The organism is Acidithiobacillus sp. TH-A67, assembly GCF_057473545.1.
Genome location: NZ_JBYCKU010000021.1, coordinates 1 through 19337 on the forward strand (window position 1 = coordinate 1; position 19337 = coordinate 19337).

Sequence of the window (19337 nt, forward strand, 5' to 3'; positions counted from 1 at the left end):
ATACTGGTGATTGGTGGTGCTGGTTTTATCGGCTCTCATTCGGTGGACCACATGCTGGCGGAAGGCTACGCGGTGCGAGTTCTCGACGATTTTTCCACCGGCCGTCGTGAAAATCTACCAAAAGGCCATCCGCAGCTGGAAATCATCGCTGGGAGTGTCGAGGATGCAACAATACTGCAGGTGGCCTTTACCGAGGTGAGTGCGGTCTTGTATCTCGCTGCTCAGGTTTCCGTACAGCGTAGTCTGGAGGATCCTGTGCGGTCCGCTGAGCAGAATATCGTCGGATTCGTGCGGGTGTTGGAGCAGGCACGTCGCTATTCAGTGCGAGTGGTGTACGCGTCTTCGGCGGCAGTCTACGGTGATCCAGAGGTGTTGCCATTGCAAGAAACGGCTCCGCTACGGCCCATCTCGCCCTATGGCTTGGAAAAGTACAGTAATGAGCTCTATGCGGAGTTGTTTGGGCGCTTGTATGGTCTGTCTCAGCTTGGTCTTCGCTACTTCAATGTGTACGGACCACGACAGGACCCTCGTTCGCCCTATAGTGGGGTAATCTCGCGCTTTATCGATCAACTCCAGAACGGGCGGCCGCTCACGGTGCGCGGGGATGGGCTTCAGGAGCGCGATTTTATTCATGTTGCCGATGTCGCGCGCGTAAATCTGGCGGCGTTGAGGAGTGCCGTCAACGGTGTCGTCAATGTCGCTAGTGGTAGGGCGACAACTATTGGAGAGCTAGCTGAACTTCTGATCGAGCTGAATCTTGGTAAGGGAGAGATGCAACGGGTGCTCCGGCAGTCCGGTGACATCCGTCATTCCCAGGCGGATGTGAGTCGTATGCAGCAGGTCCTTGGACGAGCAAATATTCCTCTAAACCGCGGTCTGCGCACCCTTTTAGAGCGCTGTTCTGCAGCATAATTGTAGGCTTGGCTTTGTAATCTGCCTCTCGCAGATGTTTTTTTATATATTGCCGATATGGCGGATGCCTACCTGAAACCGGACGAACCTTTAGCGAACCACCGTGGCAAGGCCTTCAATTTCGGTACCGATACGGCGACTTCCATCGCCGATGTCGCTTTTTTCGCGGGGATACACGCAGCAAACCAGCCATAAAATACCTCGAAATCGAGCGCGTCCATCTGGATCTAGGATGGGTGCCGGAGACGCCGCTGGCCAATGGTCTTTGTGCAATCCGGGCCTGGTATGCAGATCATTGAGGGAGTTCTAACGTCATGCCTGCTAAGCTTTTGCGGAATACGGATGCTCCGCTGCGGGTTCCGCGGGCAATTCCTGTGGTCGGACTGCTCCGGCCTTGAATTCGGCTTGGTGAAAGATTGGGAACTAGGCCTTTTCGTCCCCCGGCTGGTATGATCGCTTGGGTAAAGTAGGGCCGCACGGGATGGCTTTTTCGTACCTGGGCCCAAAGATGGCTATAGGACATCTCGATCAGCTCAGGAAACCACGCATGCGTGAAACGCAATTTGATTTTGATACAGTTGTCGACCGCTGGCATACGGATAGTGTCAAATGGGCGGGAGCGCGACAGACATTCGGCAGGCCGGTATTTCCGATGTGGGTTGCCGATATGGATTTCCCGGTCGCGCCCAAAATTTTGCGTGCTCTGGAACAGCGTCTGGTAGAGCCGGTGTTGGGGTATCCGGATCATGACGAAACGGTGCACGAAGCGGCGGCTGACTGGTGGTGCAAACGCTATTCCTGGACGGTCAGGACAGACGAGGTTATCCCGGTCCAGGGAGTGGTGCCGGCGCTGAATGCGGCGGTTCGCGCATTTTCCCGGCCGGACGATGGGATCATCGTTATGCCACCGATCTATCCCCCATTTTTTGCCGCCGTAACGGGGCAGCGCAGACGCTTGGTCTCTGTACCCTTGCGCAAGGATGCGGGCCTTCGCTACGAAATCGACTTTGCGTCCTTGGCGACACAACTGCCGCAGGCGCGGATGTTGCTGCTCTGTTCCCCGCACAATCCGGTGGGTCGGGTGTGGACGCCAGAGGAGTTACAGCAGTTGGTTTCCCTCTGTCAGCGCCATGGGGTACGGATTGTCAGTGACGAAATTCATGCCGACCTCAGCCGTCCCGACCAGGTCCACACCCCCATGGGAAAACTGGATCCCCGCGCCATCGTCTTCGCCTCGGCAAGCAAGAGTTTCAATATTGCAGGGCTTGGAGGGGCGGTAGCATGGCTCCGGGGTGACGAAGCCAAAGCCCAGTTTGTGGACGAACTCCGGCGTAGCGGTATCCTCGGTACCCACACCTTCGCCAAGGCCGCCCTGCGTGCGGCCTGGCAGGAGGGGTGGCCGTGGTTGCAGGCCTTGCAGAGCTACCTTGGTGATAATGCCCAGTTTCTGGAGTCCTTTTTGCAGGAGCAGCTGCCAGAGATTGGCTTTCGGAAGCCGGATTTTGGCTATTTGGCGTGGCTGGATCTCCGTGCCTGGGGGTTGAGCGATGCAGAAATCGAGGCGAGGATCCTCGATGCCGGCCTGGGCCTGAATTGGGGCCCGTCCTTTGGTGAGGGTGGATCTGGTTTCGTCCGCCTCAACTTTGGAACGTCGCGAAAGCTCTTGGCACACGGCCTGGACCTGCTGCGCAAGGCGGCAGCTGCGCAGGCCTGAGCGGGGCTCATCCCGGATTCAGGTGGGCGAGTCCACACAGGGGTGCTGTCCTTGAAAATGTTTGTGCAGGGCATCGCCGGTAGCGGCAACCAAGGGATGCAGGGACGGTGTCAGGCGCGGTTGGCTGCCGAATTGCATGCTCGCCAGGTCGGGTGCGGTAGCGCGCATTTGTACGGCAAGGCCAATGGTATTGACGAGCTCGCCAGTCGTGGTACCGCCCAGTATTTGTCCTCCCAATAACTGTAGGGAGTCGCGGGCGAAGATGACACGACAGTAGATCTCCGTGGTATTGGGCATGGCCGCCGGATGATGATCAGGCAAGCGGGCCTCGCCGACGAGGATGGGAAAGCCTTCCTGTTCTGCCTGGTGCTCGGTCATGCCGGCAACGCCAAAGGCCAAGCCATCGATTTCACTGGCATAGACGCTGACCGAGCCCGCATTGAAACGCAGCTCCCGCAATCCATAGAGATTCATCCCGGCAATGCGTCCTTCGGCGGCGGCCTGCGAAGCGATCATGGCGTGACTGGCCTTGCGGGTAAAAAAATCCTGTTTGTGCGCACAGTCACCCACGGCGAAAATGTGCGGGTCTTCGCGACTGCGCTGAAAGGCGTCTACCCATACTCCCCCCGAGCGACTCAGGGTAAGGCCCATGTCCTGCGCCAGCTGGGTGTGAGGACGGGTGCCGATAGCGACCAATACCGCATCGACGGGCAGAAGATCCTGCCCGGCGATCTGCACCCCGGCGACCTGTTTGCCCGAGGCGTCGGCGATTACTGCCTCTACCTTGCAGCCGGTATGGATCTGTACCCCATGTTTTTGCAACTGTTTTTCGACTGCGGTACAGGCATAGAGATCGAAGGCCGCTTGCATCAGATGTGGCATCATCTCGATGATATGCACTTCAATACCCCGTTTGCGGATCTCGTCGGCAAATTCCACACCAATGAAGCCCCCGCCGATGATCGCCAGGCGCTTGACCTTGGGGATCAGGGTGCTGAAGAGTTGATCGAGATAGTTGTAGTCCTTCTGGATACTGAATACCCCCGCGAGATCGAGGCCGGGGATGGGGGGAATGAAATTGTCGGCACCGGTGGCGAGAACCAGGCGCTCCCAGTGGATGAGATCGCCATTATCCAGGCTGGCCGTACGCTGCTGCCGATCCACCTGCTTGACCTTGCCGATCTGCAATTGGCCACCTGCCGCCAGTAGCGGCGCGCGACCTGCCATATCCTCGTCGGTGCCGCCCAGGGTGCCGAAGATGTAGGGAATGCCACAGGGGATGACTGCGTCGCCTTCCGGGCGTACCACCAGAACTTTTTTATGCGGAGAAAACTGCGCTGCGGTGATCCCGCACATCATGCCTGCGGGGCCGCCACCAATGATCAAGACATCCGTAGTTTGTTCCGCCATCTGTCTTCCCTCCTGTGTACTTCGGAATCTTTACTTTTCCTGATCTTTTTGCGCGTGCAAGAGGCCCTGTACTTGGCGTCGCAGCGCGGCATCTCCCGCCTCGATCTCGGCAATCATGGGATGCAGAGAGCGATTGAGGGTGTTGAGAAAACGCAGCTGATGCCCTTGCCGGTGATCCATGGCACGATGGATGGCGAGCTTGGCGAAGTCTGCGACAAACATCCACACAATGTTGTAGGCCCAGACCAGGCCAATCGCCACCCAGGGAATGGCCGGCATCAACCAGCCAAAGGCGACGATGGCAATGCCAAAGATCTGCGTACCGAGGATGGCAAGCAGCAGGATGGGGGCTGGATAGGGTGGCTTCCAGAAAGGGCCACGGGTGCGCGTCAGAAAGAGCATCAAATGCCCGCCGGCGATGAGTTGCAAAAACATCAGGGTTTGCAGTTCCCAGTTGGGCAGCTGAAAAGCAAAGCGGCCCAGCAGGTACAGCACCAGGGTACCGCCCAGAGCCAGCAGGCCCATCATAGAGGCTAGACTGAGTACCCGCGCCATCTCCCAATGCACCGGACTTTCCTGCACCGCAGTACGATCCCAGGCAATGCTCATGATGGGGATGTCATCGAGCAAGGAAAGAAGCACTACCATGATCGCCGTGAGCGGGTAGGAATTGAAGATCAGCATGGTGATGACGACAAAAAAGAGGATATCGAGGGTCATAGCGATGCGATAAACGGTGTAGCTCATCATCCGCTCGAAAATGCGCCGTGCTTCCTCTACCGCCTTGACGATGACATTCAGGCCCGGAGCCGTGAGGATCAACGCCGCGGCCGCACGGGCAGCGTCGGTCGCGCCGGACACGGCAATGCCGACATCCGCCTGTTTGAGTGCGGGAGCGTCATTCACGCCATCGCCCGTCATGGCGACGATATGTCCGCGCTGCTGCAAGACCTTGACGATGGCATATTTGTGCTCGGGGAATACCTGCGCAAAGCCATCGGCCTTTTCGATTTCCGCACCCAAGCCATCTGCGAGCTGCCCGGTTTCGGCGTACTTCGACAGGCGTTCGTCGACGGTCAGGATGCGGGTGCCGAGATTTAATTGTCCAGCAATTTCGCTGGCGATGGCCTGATGGTCACCGGTCACCATCTTGACTTCGATGCCATGCTGCTGCGCCTCGATGATGGTGTCCTTGGAATCAACCCGTGGCGGATCGAAGAGCGAGAGAATGCCCAGAAACTGCCAGCTGGTACCGTCATCATCGGAGCGGGCGACCCCCAGGGTGCGGAAGCCCTTGGCGGCAAAGTCTTCTACCGCCTTTTCTGCCTTGCTGCGCGCATCACCGTCTAGTTTGGCCATATCCATGAGAACTTGGGGAGCACCCTTGGAGGTGCGGAAGTGCTTGCCGTCCGGACCCTGGATTTGTCCTTCCGTGCGCTTGGAAACGGGATCGAAGGGGATGAACTTGTCCTGCTGGAACCCTTGCAGTTGCTTGGCCTTATCCTGGAGGCCAGCCAGCACGGCTAGATCGATGGCATCGGCATCCTCGGCGCGGGAGGCCAGAGCAGCGGCAACAATCACCTCCTGCTCCTCTTTGGCCTGAAAGAGCACGGTATCTCCCAGGGTGATCTTGTTTTGCGTCAGAGTGCCGGTCTTGTCCGAGCAGAGAATATCGACCCCGGCCATTTCCTCAATGGAGGTCAGGCGGGAGACGATCGCTTTCATGCGCGACAAGGCTAAGGCTCCCAGCGCCATGGTCACGGACAGCACGGCAGGCATGGCGACAGGAATGGACGCCACGACGACGACCAGAATGAAGGCCAGTAGCTCCAAAAACGGCAGCCCCCGTACCAGCTCGACGATAATCAGGATCGTCGACAGGACCAGGGCAAGGATGATGAGGAAATTGCCGATGCCAAGCACGGCCTTCTGAAAGTGGGAAACGGGGGCCGCCCTCTGGACCAGGCTGGCCGTGCGGCCAAAGAAGGTCTTGCTGCCGGTGGCATAGACCAGGGCGAGCATCTCACCCTGCTTGGCGATGGTTCCGGAGTAGGCCACCGCCCCCGGCTTTTTGTTGACGGGCAGCGATTCGCCGGTCAGCGCCGATTGATCGACGGCAAGATAGTCGCCGGAAAAGAGTTTGACGTCGGCGGGCAGCACATCTCCCAGGCGCACCCGAATGACATCCCCCGGTACCAGGGTGCCGGCATCGATTTCCTGCCACTGGCCATCACGCAGAGCACGCGCTTTGAGCGCTAGTTGGTTTTTTAGGGCCTTGAGGGCGTCGGCAGCGCCTTTTTCCTCCCAGAAGCCAATGCCACCGTTGATCAGCAGCATGGCGAAGATTACAAAAAAGCTCTTCCAGTCGTCATTGATGGCGGATAACACCGCGGCGACTTCGATCATCCACGGGATAGGGCCCCAAAAGTAGGAGAGCAGCCGGTGCCACAGGGGAATTTCCTTTTCATGTAAGGCATTTTCGCCATACTGCTGTAGTCGTTGTGTCGCCTCTGCGGCACTGAGCCCCTTTTCGTTGCTGTCGAGCGCCTGAAAAGCAGCTTCGGGCGCCATCTGTTCCCATTCTTTTGGGTCGTGTTCCACTGCCATTTTGCACACCTCCCCGTGCGGTTCATGAATACGTATCTTCGATAACCGGACACGCCTATAGGATAGTGCAAGTCAGGAATGTCTGCGTTTTCTGATAAAGGCCCCGGAGCGGGTATCTGTTCCCTGGAGCGAACTGTGGGGCCAATGACGGGGCTATCGTAGACGGCCCGCTCAATACGCACCCTCCCGCCGGAACACGACCTTGACGGTGCGCAGTAGGATGACGATGTCGTACCAAAGGGACCAATTCTTCACATACCAAGCGTCGAGGTGTACCCGCTCGGCAAAGGTGGTGTTACTGCGACCGCTGATCTGCCAGAGTCCGGTGATGCCGGGGCGCACCTGAGTGTAGAGGTGGATACCCTCGCCATAGCGGGAACGTTCCTTTTCGAGGAGGGGGCGCGGACCAACCAGACTCATCTCGCCGCGCAAGACATTGAAGATCTGCGGTAGCTCGTCCAGGCTGGTCCGGCGCAGGAAGCGCCCGATGGACGTGACTCGGGGGTCATTTCGCAGCTTGTAGTTGCGCTCATATTCGGCCCGCGCTTCAGGGTGCTCATCCAGATAGATATTCAGCTTTTGTTCAGCGTCCACCACCATGCTGCGAAACTTCAGGCACGGGAAGGGTTTGCCGTCCTTGCCTATGCGTTCTTGAGCGAAAAAGGCAGGACCTCCATCTTCGCGGCGAATGCGCAAGACGATCACCAGCATTGGTACCGCCAGCATCAGCACAATCAGGCTGGTAGCCAACAGATCGAAAAACTGTTTCATCCATTGCGATGCCGGCCGCGCCAAGTTGTCGCGTACCCGCAGCATGAGCACTTCATGGCTGAAGAAATGCATGGTTTCCAGCCCGAAGAGAGGTAAGCCGCGCAGGGGCGGGGCAATGGTCAGGTTACGGTAACTGAAGCTGAGGGTGCGGATCAGCCGCTCCTGCGCCTCCCACTGGTCCATGTCCAAGGCCAGAATCACATGGGGGTCGCCCAGCCGGGCCAGGGTCTCCAGTGGATTATTGTCCAGGGTCTGGATTGGAGCGCGGGCGGGAAAACCATCGCCGGGTGGCGTTGCGCCTTCCGGCACTAGTACCCGTTGCACCTCATAGCCGAGAAGTGGCTCGCTGTCCAGGGCGCGAATGGCTTCCGCGGCGTTCTGCCCGCAACCGACGATCACCACAGGGCGATTCCATGCGTTGAGATGATACAGGATGCGCCGCATTACCAGCCGACTGGCCGGCAAGAACAGGAAAGCCAATCCCCAGGTGGAGAAGAGCCACAGGCGCGACATCGGCCACTTGCCAACAAACGCCAAGGAGGCGTTGAGGACGACGAGTACCGTCAACACCCCGACCATTTCCCCCATTTCGTCCCAGAAGGCCTTGCGCCGGGCGTAATGGCCTTTGTAGGCAAAGGCCAGAATGGCCGTGGCCGCCAGCAAAAAGAATAACAGGATGTTTACCTGAACGATCTCGCCCCACCAGTGCAGGAGTACTTGCAGGGGGTCAATACTGTAGTACAGCGCATGCGAAATGCGCGCGAAATAGAACGCGGCGAAGAGAGCCAGCGCGTCCGCTATGCCGAGGAAGTAGGGCACCAGACGCTGCCAGGGAAGACTGTGTTCGGTTCTGACGGTGGATTTCACGGTTGTCACTGGCAACTCTCCATCCTTAGATGTGGCGAGGGAAGCACGAAGAGCTGCGTCTCGCTCGTATATGTCTTTGACCGGCCCGAATCATCAGCATGGCATTGCGCGAATGGCATACTATTCCTCGACCAAGCACGTGCCCCGGATCGAAAACCGCCGACAATCTCGTTGGGGATGCAGCGAGGGCAGAGGATAGGAGTTCTGGTGATGTATGGCCCAGGTCGCAATCTCCGATCACGCCAATGTGCGGATGAAACCAGAGAAAACGGTGTCCTGTCAAGGTCTAGAAAGGTTTTGCTGTTAGACCAGTTGACGTATTTGGAACATGCAGCCAGGGAAGATGCATCGCTATGTGGAGGTTTTTCTGAGGACGTATCAAATCTGGTACAAATGCGCAGTTTTCTTTTTAACAAGATGATTTATCAGTACGGTAAAGATATTTCTTGTCCTTATCCGTCTGGATTTCTCCAACGGCGACCGCCGGGGGTATCTCTGGGCTTTGCATTGGGGTCTGGTTGGCACATGGTCTTGATCCTCGGATCCACTGCTGTCGCCTTGAACTTGACGCAACTATGCCGCCAGGGTGGGGCATAAATTAGAGAGGCATGCAATGCAAATTCGTAACTTATTGTTTACTATGGCGCCCCAGATACGAATCGAACGTACGACCTACCGCTTAGGAGGCGGTTGCTCTATCCACTGAGCTACTGGGGCGTGATGCCAATGGTAGCAGCTTGGGACGCTCTGCGCCTAGCTCAACACCGCAAAATACGCCATATAGAGGACCCCATTGAAGAGGAAATGTAGGGGCCGTAGACGCACGCCACGCCAGACGAGCAAAAAAGTGTAACTCGCTGCGCACAAAGTCAGCACTGCCCCGAGCAGCACTGGTGGGGTAGGTGACCAGGGGGTCAGAGAGACGCCAATGGCGGGCAACAACGACCCCTGAAAGACCAGCGCACCGGTGATATTACCAAAGGCGAGAGTGTCCTTCTTGCGCCGTATCCACAGAATACTGTTGATTTTTTCCGGCAGTTCGGTGGCTACGGGCACGATCAACAGGGAGAGGATGAGCGCAGAAACCCCCAGCCAGATGGAGAGATGCTCCACTCCATGCACAAAGAGCTCGGCGCCGAAGATGATGCCGGCCAGTCCCAGTGCCAGTTGCAGGAAGATGACCGGCAAGGCATTGGGAAGGCCCAGCCGGGAAAGGTAGAGCGGTGCTTCTGCCTCGGTGGCGTGACCATCGGCGACCAGGGCTGCCGAGGCACGAACCGTGAGCAGAATGTAAAAGAAATAGAGCAAGACGAGGATGGTGGCGATAGCACTACGCACGATGGCGGCGTGGTGCGGAATGAACAGCGCAATCGTCGCCAGGGCGAAGGCGGCCAGAAACCAGGACAGATCGCGACGCAGGCCGCTGCGCTCGGGCAGGAGCTCGCCCCGCCAGCCGCGCTGTCCGGCAGCAAAAAGCGCCATTAGGAACAGGGTGAGGGTGGACAGCATCATCGGTGCGCCAAGAATGGCACCGACGCCAACCTCCTCGCCAAGTTTCGGGCTGGCCAGACTGCTCGACGCAAAGACCGCCACCAGTGGTACCATGGTCTCCGGCAGCGCAGTACCAATGGCGGCAAAGATGGAGCCGGTGACTCCCTCCGAAAGCCCGAGCCGGTGGCCCAGATGTTCCAGGGAGTTGGTGAACAGCTCGGCGGCGAGGAGAATGAGAACGAGGGCGAGAAGAAGCTGGACGATATCCATGGGTCGAGATCTCGGTGGAGGATAAAGTGGCAGAATAAGCGTTGCGTTTTGTGGCGCCCAGTCCTTGCGCGCAAAGAATTTTTGCGCCAAGGTGAATCCCTCCAGACTGGAGAGGTGTTATGCAGGAACTCTGTCGTTTCTTTGACCGCAGTATACATCATGTGGAGGGTGGAGAGGACACCCCGGCGGTGTATTACATCGCCGACAAGGATGCCGGTGGCATTCTGGTCAATGCCCCACGCTATGACGCCGCGCTCTGGCAAGAACTGGAGAGGCTGGCGCCGCCGACCGTACTGTTTCTGCCGAGTCGTTTCGGTGCCCAGGATCTCTCCAGCTGGCAGGACAAAGGTCTGCGTTTGGTGGCGCAACCCATAGAGGGAAGGGCCATGGGCGTTGAGCTCGATGTCGCTCTGGACAGCAAGCTGCGCCTCACCCGCACCATCGACTTTCTGCCGATGTCAGGTCGCACCGCCGGCTCCTGTGCCCTGCGCTTGCGCAACAAGCCCGGCGCAATCTTTTTTGGACCCATTCTCGAACCTGCTGCGGCGTCCGCCTGGCCGACGCTGGTTCCCCACGCCGATGATCAGTCTTGGGAAAACCGCCTCTTTGGCAGTCTGGGCTTGCAGGACGTGAGCTTCGATTACGCCTTTTGCGATCGCTTTACGCCCGGACAAACGCCGTATGGCCCCGGGGCCGACACGGGCATCGCGGCGGCATTGCAAGAATTGCTGGCTGCCGACTGAGTCATGCACCGGCGCCAGATTTGGCGTATAGTGCGCAATCGATTGCGTAGGGGGTAGGAATGGGACAGGAAAACACACAGCGTTTCGGCGATTTCGCGCTTGCCGAGCCGCTCCAGCGCGCCGTAGCCGAGATTGGCTATGAGCAGCCATCGCCCATTCAGGCCCAGAGCATTCCCCCGCTGCTTGCCGGCAAGGATGTCATTGGTCTGGCGCAGACCGGCACCGGCAAGACTGCGGCCTTTGCCTTGCCGTTGCTCAGCCGCGTTGATTGTTCGCAGCGTTTCCCGCAGATCCTGGTGCTGGCGCCGACGCGCGAGCTGGCCATCCAGGTAGCCGAGGCGATGCAGAGCTACGCCAAATACCTGCCTGGATTTCACGTCCTCCCGATCTACGGTGGTCAGTCCATGGGCCTGCAGTTGAAACAACTGGCGCGTGGGGTGCAGGTGGTGGTGGGCACGCCGGGGCGCATTCAGGACCATCTGCGTCGCCGTACCTTGCAGCTCGACCGACTGCAGGCGGTGGTACTGGATGAGGCTGATGAGATGCTACGCATGGGTTTCATCGATGCTGTCGAAGATATTCTCCAGCACACCCCGGAGGAGCGCCAGGTGGCGCTGTTTTCTGCGACCATGCCCGAGGCCATCCACCGGATTGCGCGCACGTACCTGCGCGAGCCTGTGGAAATCAAGATCAAAAGTGCCACGAAAACCGTGTCTGCCATCCGCCAGCGCTATTGGCAGGTGAGTGGCACCCACAAGCTTGATGCCCTGACCCGTATTCTGGAAGTGGAAGACAGCAATGCCTGGATCATCTTCGTGCGCACGAAGACGGCTACCGTCGAACTGGCAGAGCGCCTGGAGGCACGTGGTTACGCCTGTGGTGCCCTCAACGGCGATATGAGTCAGGCGTTGCGCGAGCAGACCGTCGAGCGGCTCAAATCGGGTGCCCTCGACATCGTCATTGCTACGGACGTTGCCGCCCGTGGCCTGGACGTCGAGCGCATCACCCACGTCATCAACTATGATATCCCCAACGACACCGAGGCTTATGTGCATCGGATCGGTCGCACCGGGCGGGCCGGACGCAAAGGGGAGGCTATTCTTTTTGTTGCCCCGCGTGAGCGTTATCTGCTCAAAGCCATCGAGCGGGCCACTGGGCAGAGTATCGAGGCCATGCATTTGCCCAGTCTTGCCGATGTTGCCGATCGTCGGGTGGCGCAGTTTAAGGAGCAGCTCCTCGCGGTGATTGAGGGGGAGGACCTGGAGCCCTTCGAATCCTTGATCGCCCAATATCAGGAGGAGCATGATATTGGCCTGGGAGAGATTGCCGCCGCTTTGGCCTTTTTGGTGCAGAAGGACAAGCCGCTCTTGCCAGCGCCGGAGACCCGACCCTCCGCAGCGCTGGACACTGTGGTGTCGCCCGCACGTCCACGTCGCGAACGGCGTGATGGCGAGGGCAAGCGGCAGAGGCCGCAGGTGCGCCGCGAGTCCTCTGCAGCTGAGGGGGAGCCCAATATGCGCATGTATCGCCTGGACGTGGGTGAAGAGCACGGAGCGCAGGTAAAAAATATCGTGGGCGCTATTGCCAATGAGTCGGGCTTGCCAAGCCGTCTGATTCGCAAGGTACAAATTGCCCATGACCACAGCACGGTCGAATTGCCCGCCGATCTCCACGACGCCGTGATCGAACACCTGAAGAAGACCTGGGTCTGCGGCCGGCCCCTGCAGATCCGCCCACTATCGTCTGGCGACGCCGGGCGGGAGAGCTATCCCCGGCGTCCGGCAGTGCGGCGGAAAACGACCGCTGAAACTGCTGAAAAAGAGCGTCGCGTGACCCGGCCGAGTACCCGTAAGCGGGAGCGGCGGACGTAAAAATACCGGCTCAGTAAACCGGGCCGGTAAGTGTTTTCCCCGCAAGGGGGAGGGCAGTTGACACTGCCCTGCGCGGGCTAATTAGGCCCGACGGACCTTTTCGGCTTGCAGACCCTTCGGGCCGCGAGTCACTTCAAAGTTGACGCGCTCACCTTCCGCCAAGGTCTTGAAGCCGGAGCCTTCAATGGCGGAGTGATGCACGAACACATCTTCCTTGCCATCTTCCGGCGTGATGAAACCAAACCCCTTGCTGTCGTTGAACCACTTTACCGTACCAACCGCCATGTTACACCCCAAATAAATAAAAACAGCCGAACTGGCCAAGTTCAGTATAGGCTTTCCGCTGGGAAAATCAACCGTCTGTAGGTAATTCTTGCAAAGGTCCTAAAAATTCTGCGGGTCTACGTCCAGGCTCCAGCGTACCTGCCGCGATTGGGGCAATTTGCCAAGGGGATCTACGGCCCGAGCCAAGGCACGATGGAGTGCGGAGCGGCTTTTGCCCTCGAGCCACAGATAGGCACGGTGATAGCCAGCGCGGCGTTCGAGTAGAGCTGGAATCGGACCGCTGCACTCCAATTCCGGGCCAATGCAGGCGTGTGCTGCGCGCAGAAATGCATAGACGGGTTCGGCACGCTGCGCCTCGGCCTGCAGCAGAGCGAGGGCGCGAAAGGGGGGCAGGCCTGCCTGCTGGCGTTCGCGGAGGAGTTGGCTTGCCGCGGTCCCGTATGCGCCACCTTGCAAGGCAAGCAGCAAAGGATGTTCCGGAAGGTGCGTTTGCAGGATGACCCGTCCCCGAGTGCCGCCGCGGCCGGCACGACCGGCCACCTGTATCACCGTCTGGGCCAAGCGTTCCGGAGCGCGAAAATCGGCGCTGTACAGCCCCTGGTCCACATCCACGATGCCTACCAGGCTGACGTCGGGGAAATGGTGACCTTTGCTGAGCATTTGCGTGCCAAGTAAGATGGCCGGTCGAGTGTGCAGGACCTGTTGCAGGCGCTCCGCTAATTGTTTGGCGCTATGTACCTCGTCGCGGTCGATACGCAGCAGGGGCACGTCGGGAAAGCGCTCGCGCAGAAAATCTTCGAGGCCCTCCGTGCCCATGCCAATGCCGGTGATTTCGCTGGCACCGCAATTGGGGCATTGGCTAGGTACGGGGGCCTCCAGCCCGCAATGATGACAGCGTAGACGTGCCTGACGTCGGTGCCAGGTCAAGGGTGCCGAGCAGCGGCGACAGTGGGGTACATGGCCGCAAGCATGGCAGAGCAGGGCCGGGGCAAAGCCACGTCGATTGAGAAAAAACAATGCCTGCTGACCGCTGGCGAGGGTCTCTGCGCAGGCGCCCAGAAGGACGGGATCCAGCCCCGCCAACAGACGCTTTTTGCGCAGGGGTAAAATCTCGATTTGCGGAAGTTGCCGGGCGCTGGCGCGCTCGCGCAGACGCAGGTCGCGGTAGCGGCCACGTTGGCGATTGTGCAGGCTCTCCAGGGATGGCGTGGCGGAACCGAGCACGATGGGAAGCTCCTCGAGTTGCGCGCGGCGCAGGGCCAGATCGCGGGCAGAATAGAGCCAACCGCTGTGCTGTTTGTAGGAGGGATCGTGTTCTTCGTCGACGATCAACAGAGCGGGTTGTAACAGCGGCACAAAAACGGCGGAACGCGTGCCGATAAGGACGGAGATGCTACCCTGGCGTGCCTGCGCCCAGACCCGCAGGCGTTCCCCGTCACTCTGGCCCGAATGATAGACGGCGACGCGATCAGCCCCGAAGCGGGCAGCGCAGCGCGCCTCGGTCTGGGTGATGAGTCCAATCTCCGGTACCAGAAACAGCACCTGTTTTCCCGCCAGCACCAGTGGCTCCATGGCCTGCAAATAGACCTCGGTCTTGCCGCTGCCGGTGACCCCATCGAGTAAAAAAGGTTGAAATGCGGAGGCCGCACGGATCGCGGCGACCGCGCCGGCCTGCTCGGAGTGGAGGTGAAGCGGCGACTCCCGAGTCTGAAAAGTGGGCGGGGCCTCTTCTATCCATCCGTCCGCGAGAAATTGGCGCAGGCGCTGACGATCGCTACTGTCGAGTTCTGCGCTAGCTACCCTGCCTTCGCGTAAACGCTGGAGAAGATCGATTTGCCGTGCCCCCAGCCCCTTTTCTGATGGGCTGGTGTCAGACCGCAGGCGCCAGACCGTGGGAGTCAGCGCGGGGAGGGGATGCCCCTGGCAGAGCCGCGCCGGCAGAGCGGTTTCCCATACCGCCCCAAGCGGGTGGTGATAATAGTGGCTGCCGAACTCCAGTAAGGCTTGCAGGGGGCGGGGGAGTAGGGGCTCGCAGTCCAGGACGCTGGCGACATCCTTGAGGAGGATGTCCTGCGGACAGACACATGGGCCAATCGCGATAGCAATGCGCTCCCCACGCCCAAAGGGCACGCGTAGACGGCAGCCAGGCGCAGGCAAGGGAAGGGCACAACGATAGCTGAAGCTTTGCGGCAGCGGGCCGAGGATAACAACTTCGATACAGGGTGTTTCACGATTCATGAGTTTCCCACAATTTCTGTGGATAAGTCTGTGCAGGAAATGGGTCCAACTGCGTAAAGAGTTTGAGCTAACTATCTTTTTTGCCGATGCCTAAAAAATAGGCATTTATAACTTATTGTTTCTCAACTTGATTTTCGTCTTTCGTGCTAACTGCTTGATTTTCTCCTGCCAGCGTCAGTACATGGCTAGACTGTGTATAAGTGATTCTTGATTTTTCCTTCAGGAATGGCCGAGAGATGCCACCAGTCCCCAGAAAATCCATAATCCCACCCAGTTGTTGTGCAGAAAAGCACGAAAGGCCTTATCGCGATCGCCGTCGAGAAGACTCTGCTGGTAGAGAAACAGTACTGCTGCGCCGGTCAAACTGAACCAGTACGGCCAGTGGAGCTGCAGCTCTAGACCGATGACCAACAGAATGGCAAGCATGACCAGCTCGAAAGCCGCAATGGCAAGCCAGTCGAAGCGTCCAAACAAGATGGCGGTAGAACGAACTCCGGCGCGCAGGTCATCGGGCCGGTCGGCCATGGCGTAGGCGGTATCGTACGCGATCACCCAGCAGGCATTGCCGAGCATGAGCCACCAAGCCATGGGCGGTATATGATCCTGCACTGCTGCAAAGGCCATGGGGATGCCAAAGGAAAAGGCCAGGCCCAAAAAGGCTTGGGGTAGATGGGTGAAGCGTTTGAACAAGGGGTAGGCGGCGCTGATGGCAACGGCGATGATGGCGAGATAGAACACCAGGAGATTCAGAAACGGCAAGAGCGCGGCCGCCAAGAGGCACAACACAAAAAACAGCAGCAACGCTTCCCGGGCGCGAACCTTGCCACTGGCCAGGGGGCGGTTACGGGTACGGGCGACCTGGCGATCGAAGTCGCGGTCGAAATAGTCGTTGATGACGCAACCGGCCGAGCGCATCAGCCAGGTTCCCAGGGTAAAGATGAGAAATAATTCCAGGGGTGGCGTGCCGCCCGCTGCCAGCCAGAGCCCCCAATAGGTGGGCCAAAGCAAGAGCAGGGTGCCGATGGGGCGATCGATGCGCATCAGCGCCCCATACGCCGCCAGACGGCTACGCCAAGCGCTGTTCATCGGCCCCGCCCGCGCCAGCGCGGCAGATCGGGCAGGAGATGTTCTTCCACCCAAACCCGGCGCGCTCCGCGCTGCAATATCGAGCTGCGCCGCCAGCGTCGGCGCTGGCCATAGACTGGGGAGATCTCGATCTGGATGGGGCTGCGCCGCAAGCGCCGATGGCGGAACAAGGTATTGCCAATGGGACGGCTACCATGGCGGGTAAGGGGTTGTAGCCCCTGACTGATGGCCCCCAAGGGAAAACTGGAGCGGGCCCAGATGGCAGGTTTTTGCGGATCGGGGCCATGCAGCTCCACCTCTCGCCAGTAGACCCAGGCCGCCCGATTCAGGCCCAGGGCGCGACGTTCCTCGGGATGGGGGCGGGCACGACCACAGCCGAGCACCCGCGCGCGAGGCCATTCTGTTGCCCCGTAGGCACGACGCAAGGCCGCGGTGAGGGAGGCGGGAAGACATAACCAAGGCCAGAGTGCCCAGGCGGCATGACGACGGTGGCGACGCGAAGGGATCATGGATCACCATGATCCTGCCTTTGCCGAAGGTGGTCAATCGCCGAAGTGAAAGCAATCGACCCGTGCTGGCGGCAGGTTGCGCCATACATAGCTGGCTCGCTGGTGGGCAAATTTGGCGCTCAGGCCGGTACAGGAGTGCAAGGGGTGATAGGTAAACTGAATGAGGGCGGTACCGCGCCGCGCGCACCTGGGAAATTCCGCCAGAATGCGTTCGACGATCTTCGGCGGGATGCTGCGCAGGGGCAGACTGGAAACGATGGCACGTACCGGCAGGCGGTCGCCAATCAGGGTGGCCAGTTCGGCGGCATCGCCATGAATGACCTCTACCCCGGGGAATTCCTGCCGCAGGTGTTGGACCATGTTGGCAGAGCGTTCAATCAGAATGAGATCGGCTTTGGCGATGCCGCCCTCCAGTAGAGCGCGAGTCACCGGGCCGAGTCCGGGTCCGAGCTCGACTACTGCTCCCTCACCGCTAGGGACCAGCCCAGCCATACGTCTGGCGAGAAATGGCGAGCTGGGAAACAGTGCACCGATACCGCGGGGATCACGAAAAAATTCGCGAGTGAAGTGCCAGAATCCGGTATTTTTCTGCTGTGTGTTCATGCCAATAACGTTTCCTGTCGAGGGTGGGTGCCTTGCTCCGGCGCCTGGGTATGCGGTATTTTCTCCTACAAGCCTAGCAGGAAGAAGGGAAGCGCGGCAGAGAGTCACTATACTTAATTTCAACGGAAGTCTTTTGGGCCACCTGCCTCCGGAGTCGCCAATATGTCCGAAGCCCTCAGTAATTCACCGCGTTTCGTCAGCAATCTCACCAAGAATACCCTGGCCTTGGTATTGGCGGGGGGGCGTGGCAGCCGCCTGGGACCGCTGACGGATTGGCGCGCCAAACCTGCCGTACCGTTTGGTGGAAAGTTTCGCATCATCGATTTCTGCCTCTCCAACTGCATCAACTCCGGTATTCGCCGAGTAGGGGTGTTGACCCAATACAAGGCCCACAGTCTGATTCGCCATCTGCAGCTCGGCTGGGGCTTCCTGCGCGGCGAGTTCAGCGAGTTCATCGAGATCCTTCCGGCGCAGCAGCGCATGAACACCGGCTGGTACAAGGGTACCGCCGACGCCATCTTTCAGAATATCGATATCTTGCGGGCGCATCGCCCCCGCTATGTGATAGTCCTCGCCGGTGACCACATCTACCGTATGGATTATGGCCAGATGTTGGCCGAACACGTGCAAAGTCAGGCGGATATGAGCGTGGCCTGTATCGAGGTGCCACTGCAGGAGGCCCGCTCCTTCGGCGTCATGTCGGTAAACCACGAGGATCGCATCGTCGGCTTTACCGAAAAGCCGGAAAATCCGACCCCGCTGCCCGGCCACCCTGAAAAGGCGTTGGCCAGTATGGGGATCTATGTCTTCAACACCGACTTCCTCTACGAGCAGCTCATTCGCGATGCCGACGATCCACACTCCAGTCATGATTTTGGCAATGATCTGATCCCCTACATGATTTCCCGCTACCGGGTGATGGCGCATCGCTTTCGCCACAGTTGCGTGACCACCGGTTTGGGCGGCTCCGACAGTCATCGCTGCTACTGGCGCGATGTCGGTACCATCGATGCCTACTGGGCCGCCAATATCGATCTCGTGCATGTGACCCCGGATCTCGATCTCTACGATAGCCGCTGGCCGATCTGGACCTATCAGGAACAGCTGCCGCCGGCCAAGTTTGTCTTTGATGATGATGGTCGTCGCGGTGTGGCGCTCGACAGCATCGTTTCTGGCGGTTGCATCATCAGTGGTGCGACGGTGCGGCGTTCGCTACTGTTCTCCAACGTGCGGGTCAATGATGGTCACACCCTGATCGAGGATTCGGTCATTCTCCCCAATGTGCGGCTGGGTGAGGGCGCGCGGCTGCGCCGGGTAGTGGTGGACAAGAGTACGGTCATTCCGGCTGGTCTTGTTGTTGGAGAAGACCCGGAAGAGGATGCGCGGCGCTTTCATCGCACGCCCAACGGCGTGACCCTGATCACCCCCGAGTCTCTCGGACAGCAGCTACACTTTGTGAGGTGACGGCATGACGCCCGCGCGCTCCCTGCACGTCGTCATCTGTTGGCACATGCACCAGCCGGATTACCGCGACGCCCAGGGGACATATCGTTTCCCCTGGACCTATCTTCACGCCTGCAAGGACTATGCCGACATGGTCGCGCACCTGGAGGAGAATCCTCTGGCGCGGGCGGTATTCAACTTCGTGCCGGTGCTCCTCGAGCAGCTCGACGACTATGTCGAGCAGTTTCGCACGCGCCAGTTTCGCGACCCCCTTTTGCGGGCCTTGGCTACCCCCGATCTCAAAACTCTCGATGTAGGAACGCGGCACAGCATACTCGACCAGTGTTTTCGTCTGGACCCCGAGCATATGCTCAATCCCTTTCCCGCCTACCGGCGCCTCTATGAGCTATGGCAATTCATCCGACAAGACGCTGCCGAGATGGGCGATTACCTCTCGGTGCAATATCTCGCCGACCTCCTGGTCTGGTATCATCTGGCCTGGACCGGCGAGACCCTG

14 protein-coding genes, 1 tRNA gene and 1 pseudogene are annotated in these 19337 nt (G+C 59.3%); 6 read left to right on the plus strand and 10 right to left on the minus strand.

What is annotated here, in order from left to right; translation table 11 throughout:
• Both AC2VNM_RS02385 and AC2VNM_RS02390 read left to right on the plus strand, forming a co-directional pair.
• A partial coding sequence (locus AC2VNM_RS02385; RefSeq protein ID WP_486912804.1) for an NAD-dependent epimerase/dehydratase family protein occupies positions 1-912 on the plus strand: 912 nt, incomplete at its 5' end.
• A 547-nt stretch (positions 913-1459) separates the two neighbouring features.
• Positions 1460-2626: a MalY/PatB family protein gene (locus AC2VNM_RS02390; protein WP_483166929.1), complete on the plus strand. Its 1167-nt coding sequence runs from the start codon at positions 1460-1462 to the stop codon at positions 2624-2626.
• An 18-nt stretch (positions 2627-2644) separates the two neighbouring features.
• On the opposite strand, the gene AC2VNM_RS02395 is transcribed toward AC2VNM_RS02390, so the two are convergent.
• From AC2VNM_RS02395 to AC2VNM_RS02415, 5 genes are all read right to left on the minus strand, one after another.
• Positions 2645-4036, minus strand: a complete 1392-nt coding sequence (locus AC2VNM_RS02395) for an FAD-dependent oxidoreductase (protein WP_483166928.1) — start codon at positions 4034-4036, stop codon at positions 2645-2647.
• A gap of 30 nt (positions 4037-4066) precedes the next feature.
• On the minus strand, positions 4067-6643 hold the full coding sequence (locus tag AC2VNM_RS02400) for a plasma-membrane proton-efflux P-type ATPase (protein WP_486912805.1): 2577 nt from the start codon (positions 6641-6643) through the stop codon (positions 4067-4069).
• Positions 6644-6814: 171 nt separating this feature from the next.
• Positions 6815-8290 (minus strand): undecaprenyl-phosphate galactose phosphotransferase WbaP, encoded by a 1476-nt coding sequence (gene wbaP, locus AC2VNM_RS02405; RefSeq protein WP_486912806.1) that lies wholly within the window; start codon positions 8288-8290, stop codon positions 6815-6817.
• 632 nt (positions 8291-8922) lie between these two features.
• Positions 8923-8998: transfer RNA gene (locus AC2VNM_RS02410), tRNA-Arg, on the minus strand.
• A 36-nt stretch (positions 8999-9034) separates the two neighbouring features.
• Complete coding sequence (locus AC2VNM_RS02415; RefSeq protein WP_483166925.1) at positions 9035-10042, minus strand: sodium:calcium antiporter; 1008 nt, start codon at positions 10040-10042, stop codon at positions 9035-9037.
• A 119-nt stretch (positions 10043-10161) separates the two neighbouring features.
• On the opposite strand from AC2VNM_RS02415, the gene AC2VNM_RS02420 reads away from it, so the two are divergent.
• Both AC2VNM_RS02420 and AC2VNM_RS02425 read left to right on the plus strand, forming a co-directional pair.
• Positions 10162-10785, plus strand: coding sequence for a hypothetical protein (locus AC2VNM_RS02420; RefSeq protein ID WP_483166924.1), 624 nt, complete (start codon positions 10162-10164; stop codon positions 10783-10785).
• Between the two features lie 59 nt (positions 10786-10844).
• Positions 10845-12656: a DEAD/DEAH box helicase gene (locus tag AC2VNM_RS02425; protein ID WP_483166923.1), complete on the plus strand. Its 1812-nt coding sequence runs from the start codon at positions 10845-10847 to the stop codon at positions 12654-12656.
• An 81-nt stretch (positions 12657-12737) separates the two neighbouring features.
• Here AC2VNM_RS02425 and AC2VNM_RS02430 read toward each other — a convergent pair whose 3' ends face one another.
• The 5 genes from AC2VNM_RS02430 to AC2VNM_RS02450 form a co-directional block, all read right to left on the minus strand.
• The gene (locus AC2VNM_RS02430; RefSeq protein WP_163098445.1) at positions 12738-12941 is read right to left on the minus strand and encodes a cold-shock protein; all 204 of its coding nucleotides are present in this window, start codon (positions 12939-12941) and stop codon (positions 12738-12740) included.
• A 99-nt stretch (positions 12942-13040) separates the two neighbouring features.
• Complete coding sequence (locus tag AC2VNM_RS02435; protein WP_483166922.1) at positions 13041-15179, minus strand: primosomal protein N'; 2139 nt, start codon at positions 15177-15179, stop codon at positions 13041-13043.
• Between the two features lie 219 nt (positions 15180-15398).
• Positions 15399-16265 carry a 4-hydroxybenzoate octaprenyltransferase gene (gene ubiA, locus AC2VNM_RS02440; protein WP_483166921.1) on the minus strand — a complete coding sequence of 289 codons (867 nt, stop codon included), beginning with the start codon at positions 16263-16265 and terminating at the stop codon, positions 15399-15401.
• Positions 16262-16774 carry a chorismate--pyruvate lyase family protein gene (locus tag AC2VNM_RS02445; protein ID WP_483166920.1) on the minus strand — a complete coding sequence of 171 codons (513 nt, stop codon included), beginning with the start codon at positions 16772-16774 and terminating at the stop codon, positions 16262-16264. The genes ubiA and AC2VNM_RS02445 overlap by 4 nt, the downstream gene beginning before the upstream one ends.
• A 33-nt stretch (positions 16775-16807) precedes the next feature.
• The gene (locus AC2VNM_RS02450; RefSeq protein WP_483166919.1) at positions 16808-17377 is read right to left on the minus strand and encodes a class I SAM-dependent methyltransferase; all 570 of its coding nucleotides are present in this window, start codon (positions 17375-17377) and stop codon (positions 16808-16810) included.
• 162 nt (positions 17378-17539) lie between these two features.
• Between AC2VNM_RS02450 and glgC the strand changes: the two genes are divergently transcribed.
• Both glgC and AC2VNM_RS02460 read left to right on the plus strand, forming a co-directional pair.
• Positions 17540-18841, plus strand: coding sequence for a glucose-1-phosphate adenylyltransferase (gene glgC, locus AC2VNM_RS02455; RefSeq protein WP_483166918.1), 1302 nt, complete (start codon positions 17540-17542; stop codon positions 18839-18841).
• Positions 18842-18845: 4 nt separating this feature from the next.
• A pseudogene (locus AC2VNM_RS02460) lies at positions 18846-19337 on the plus strand (glycoside hydrolase); the annotation flags it as partial.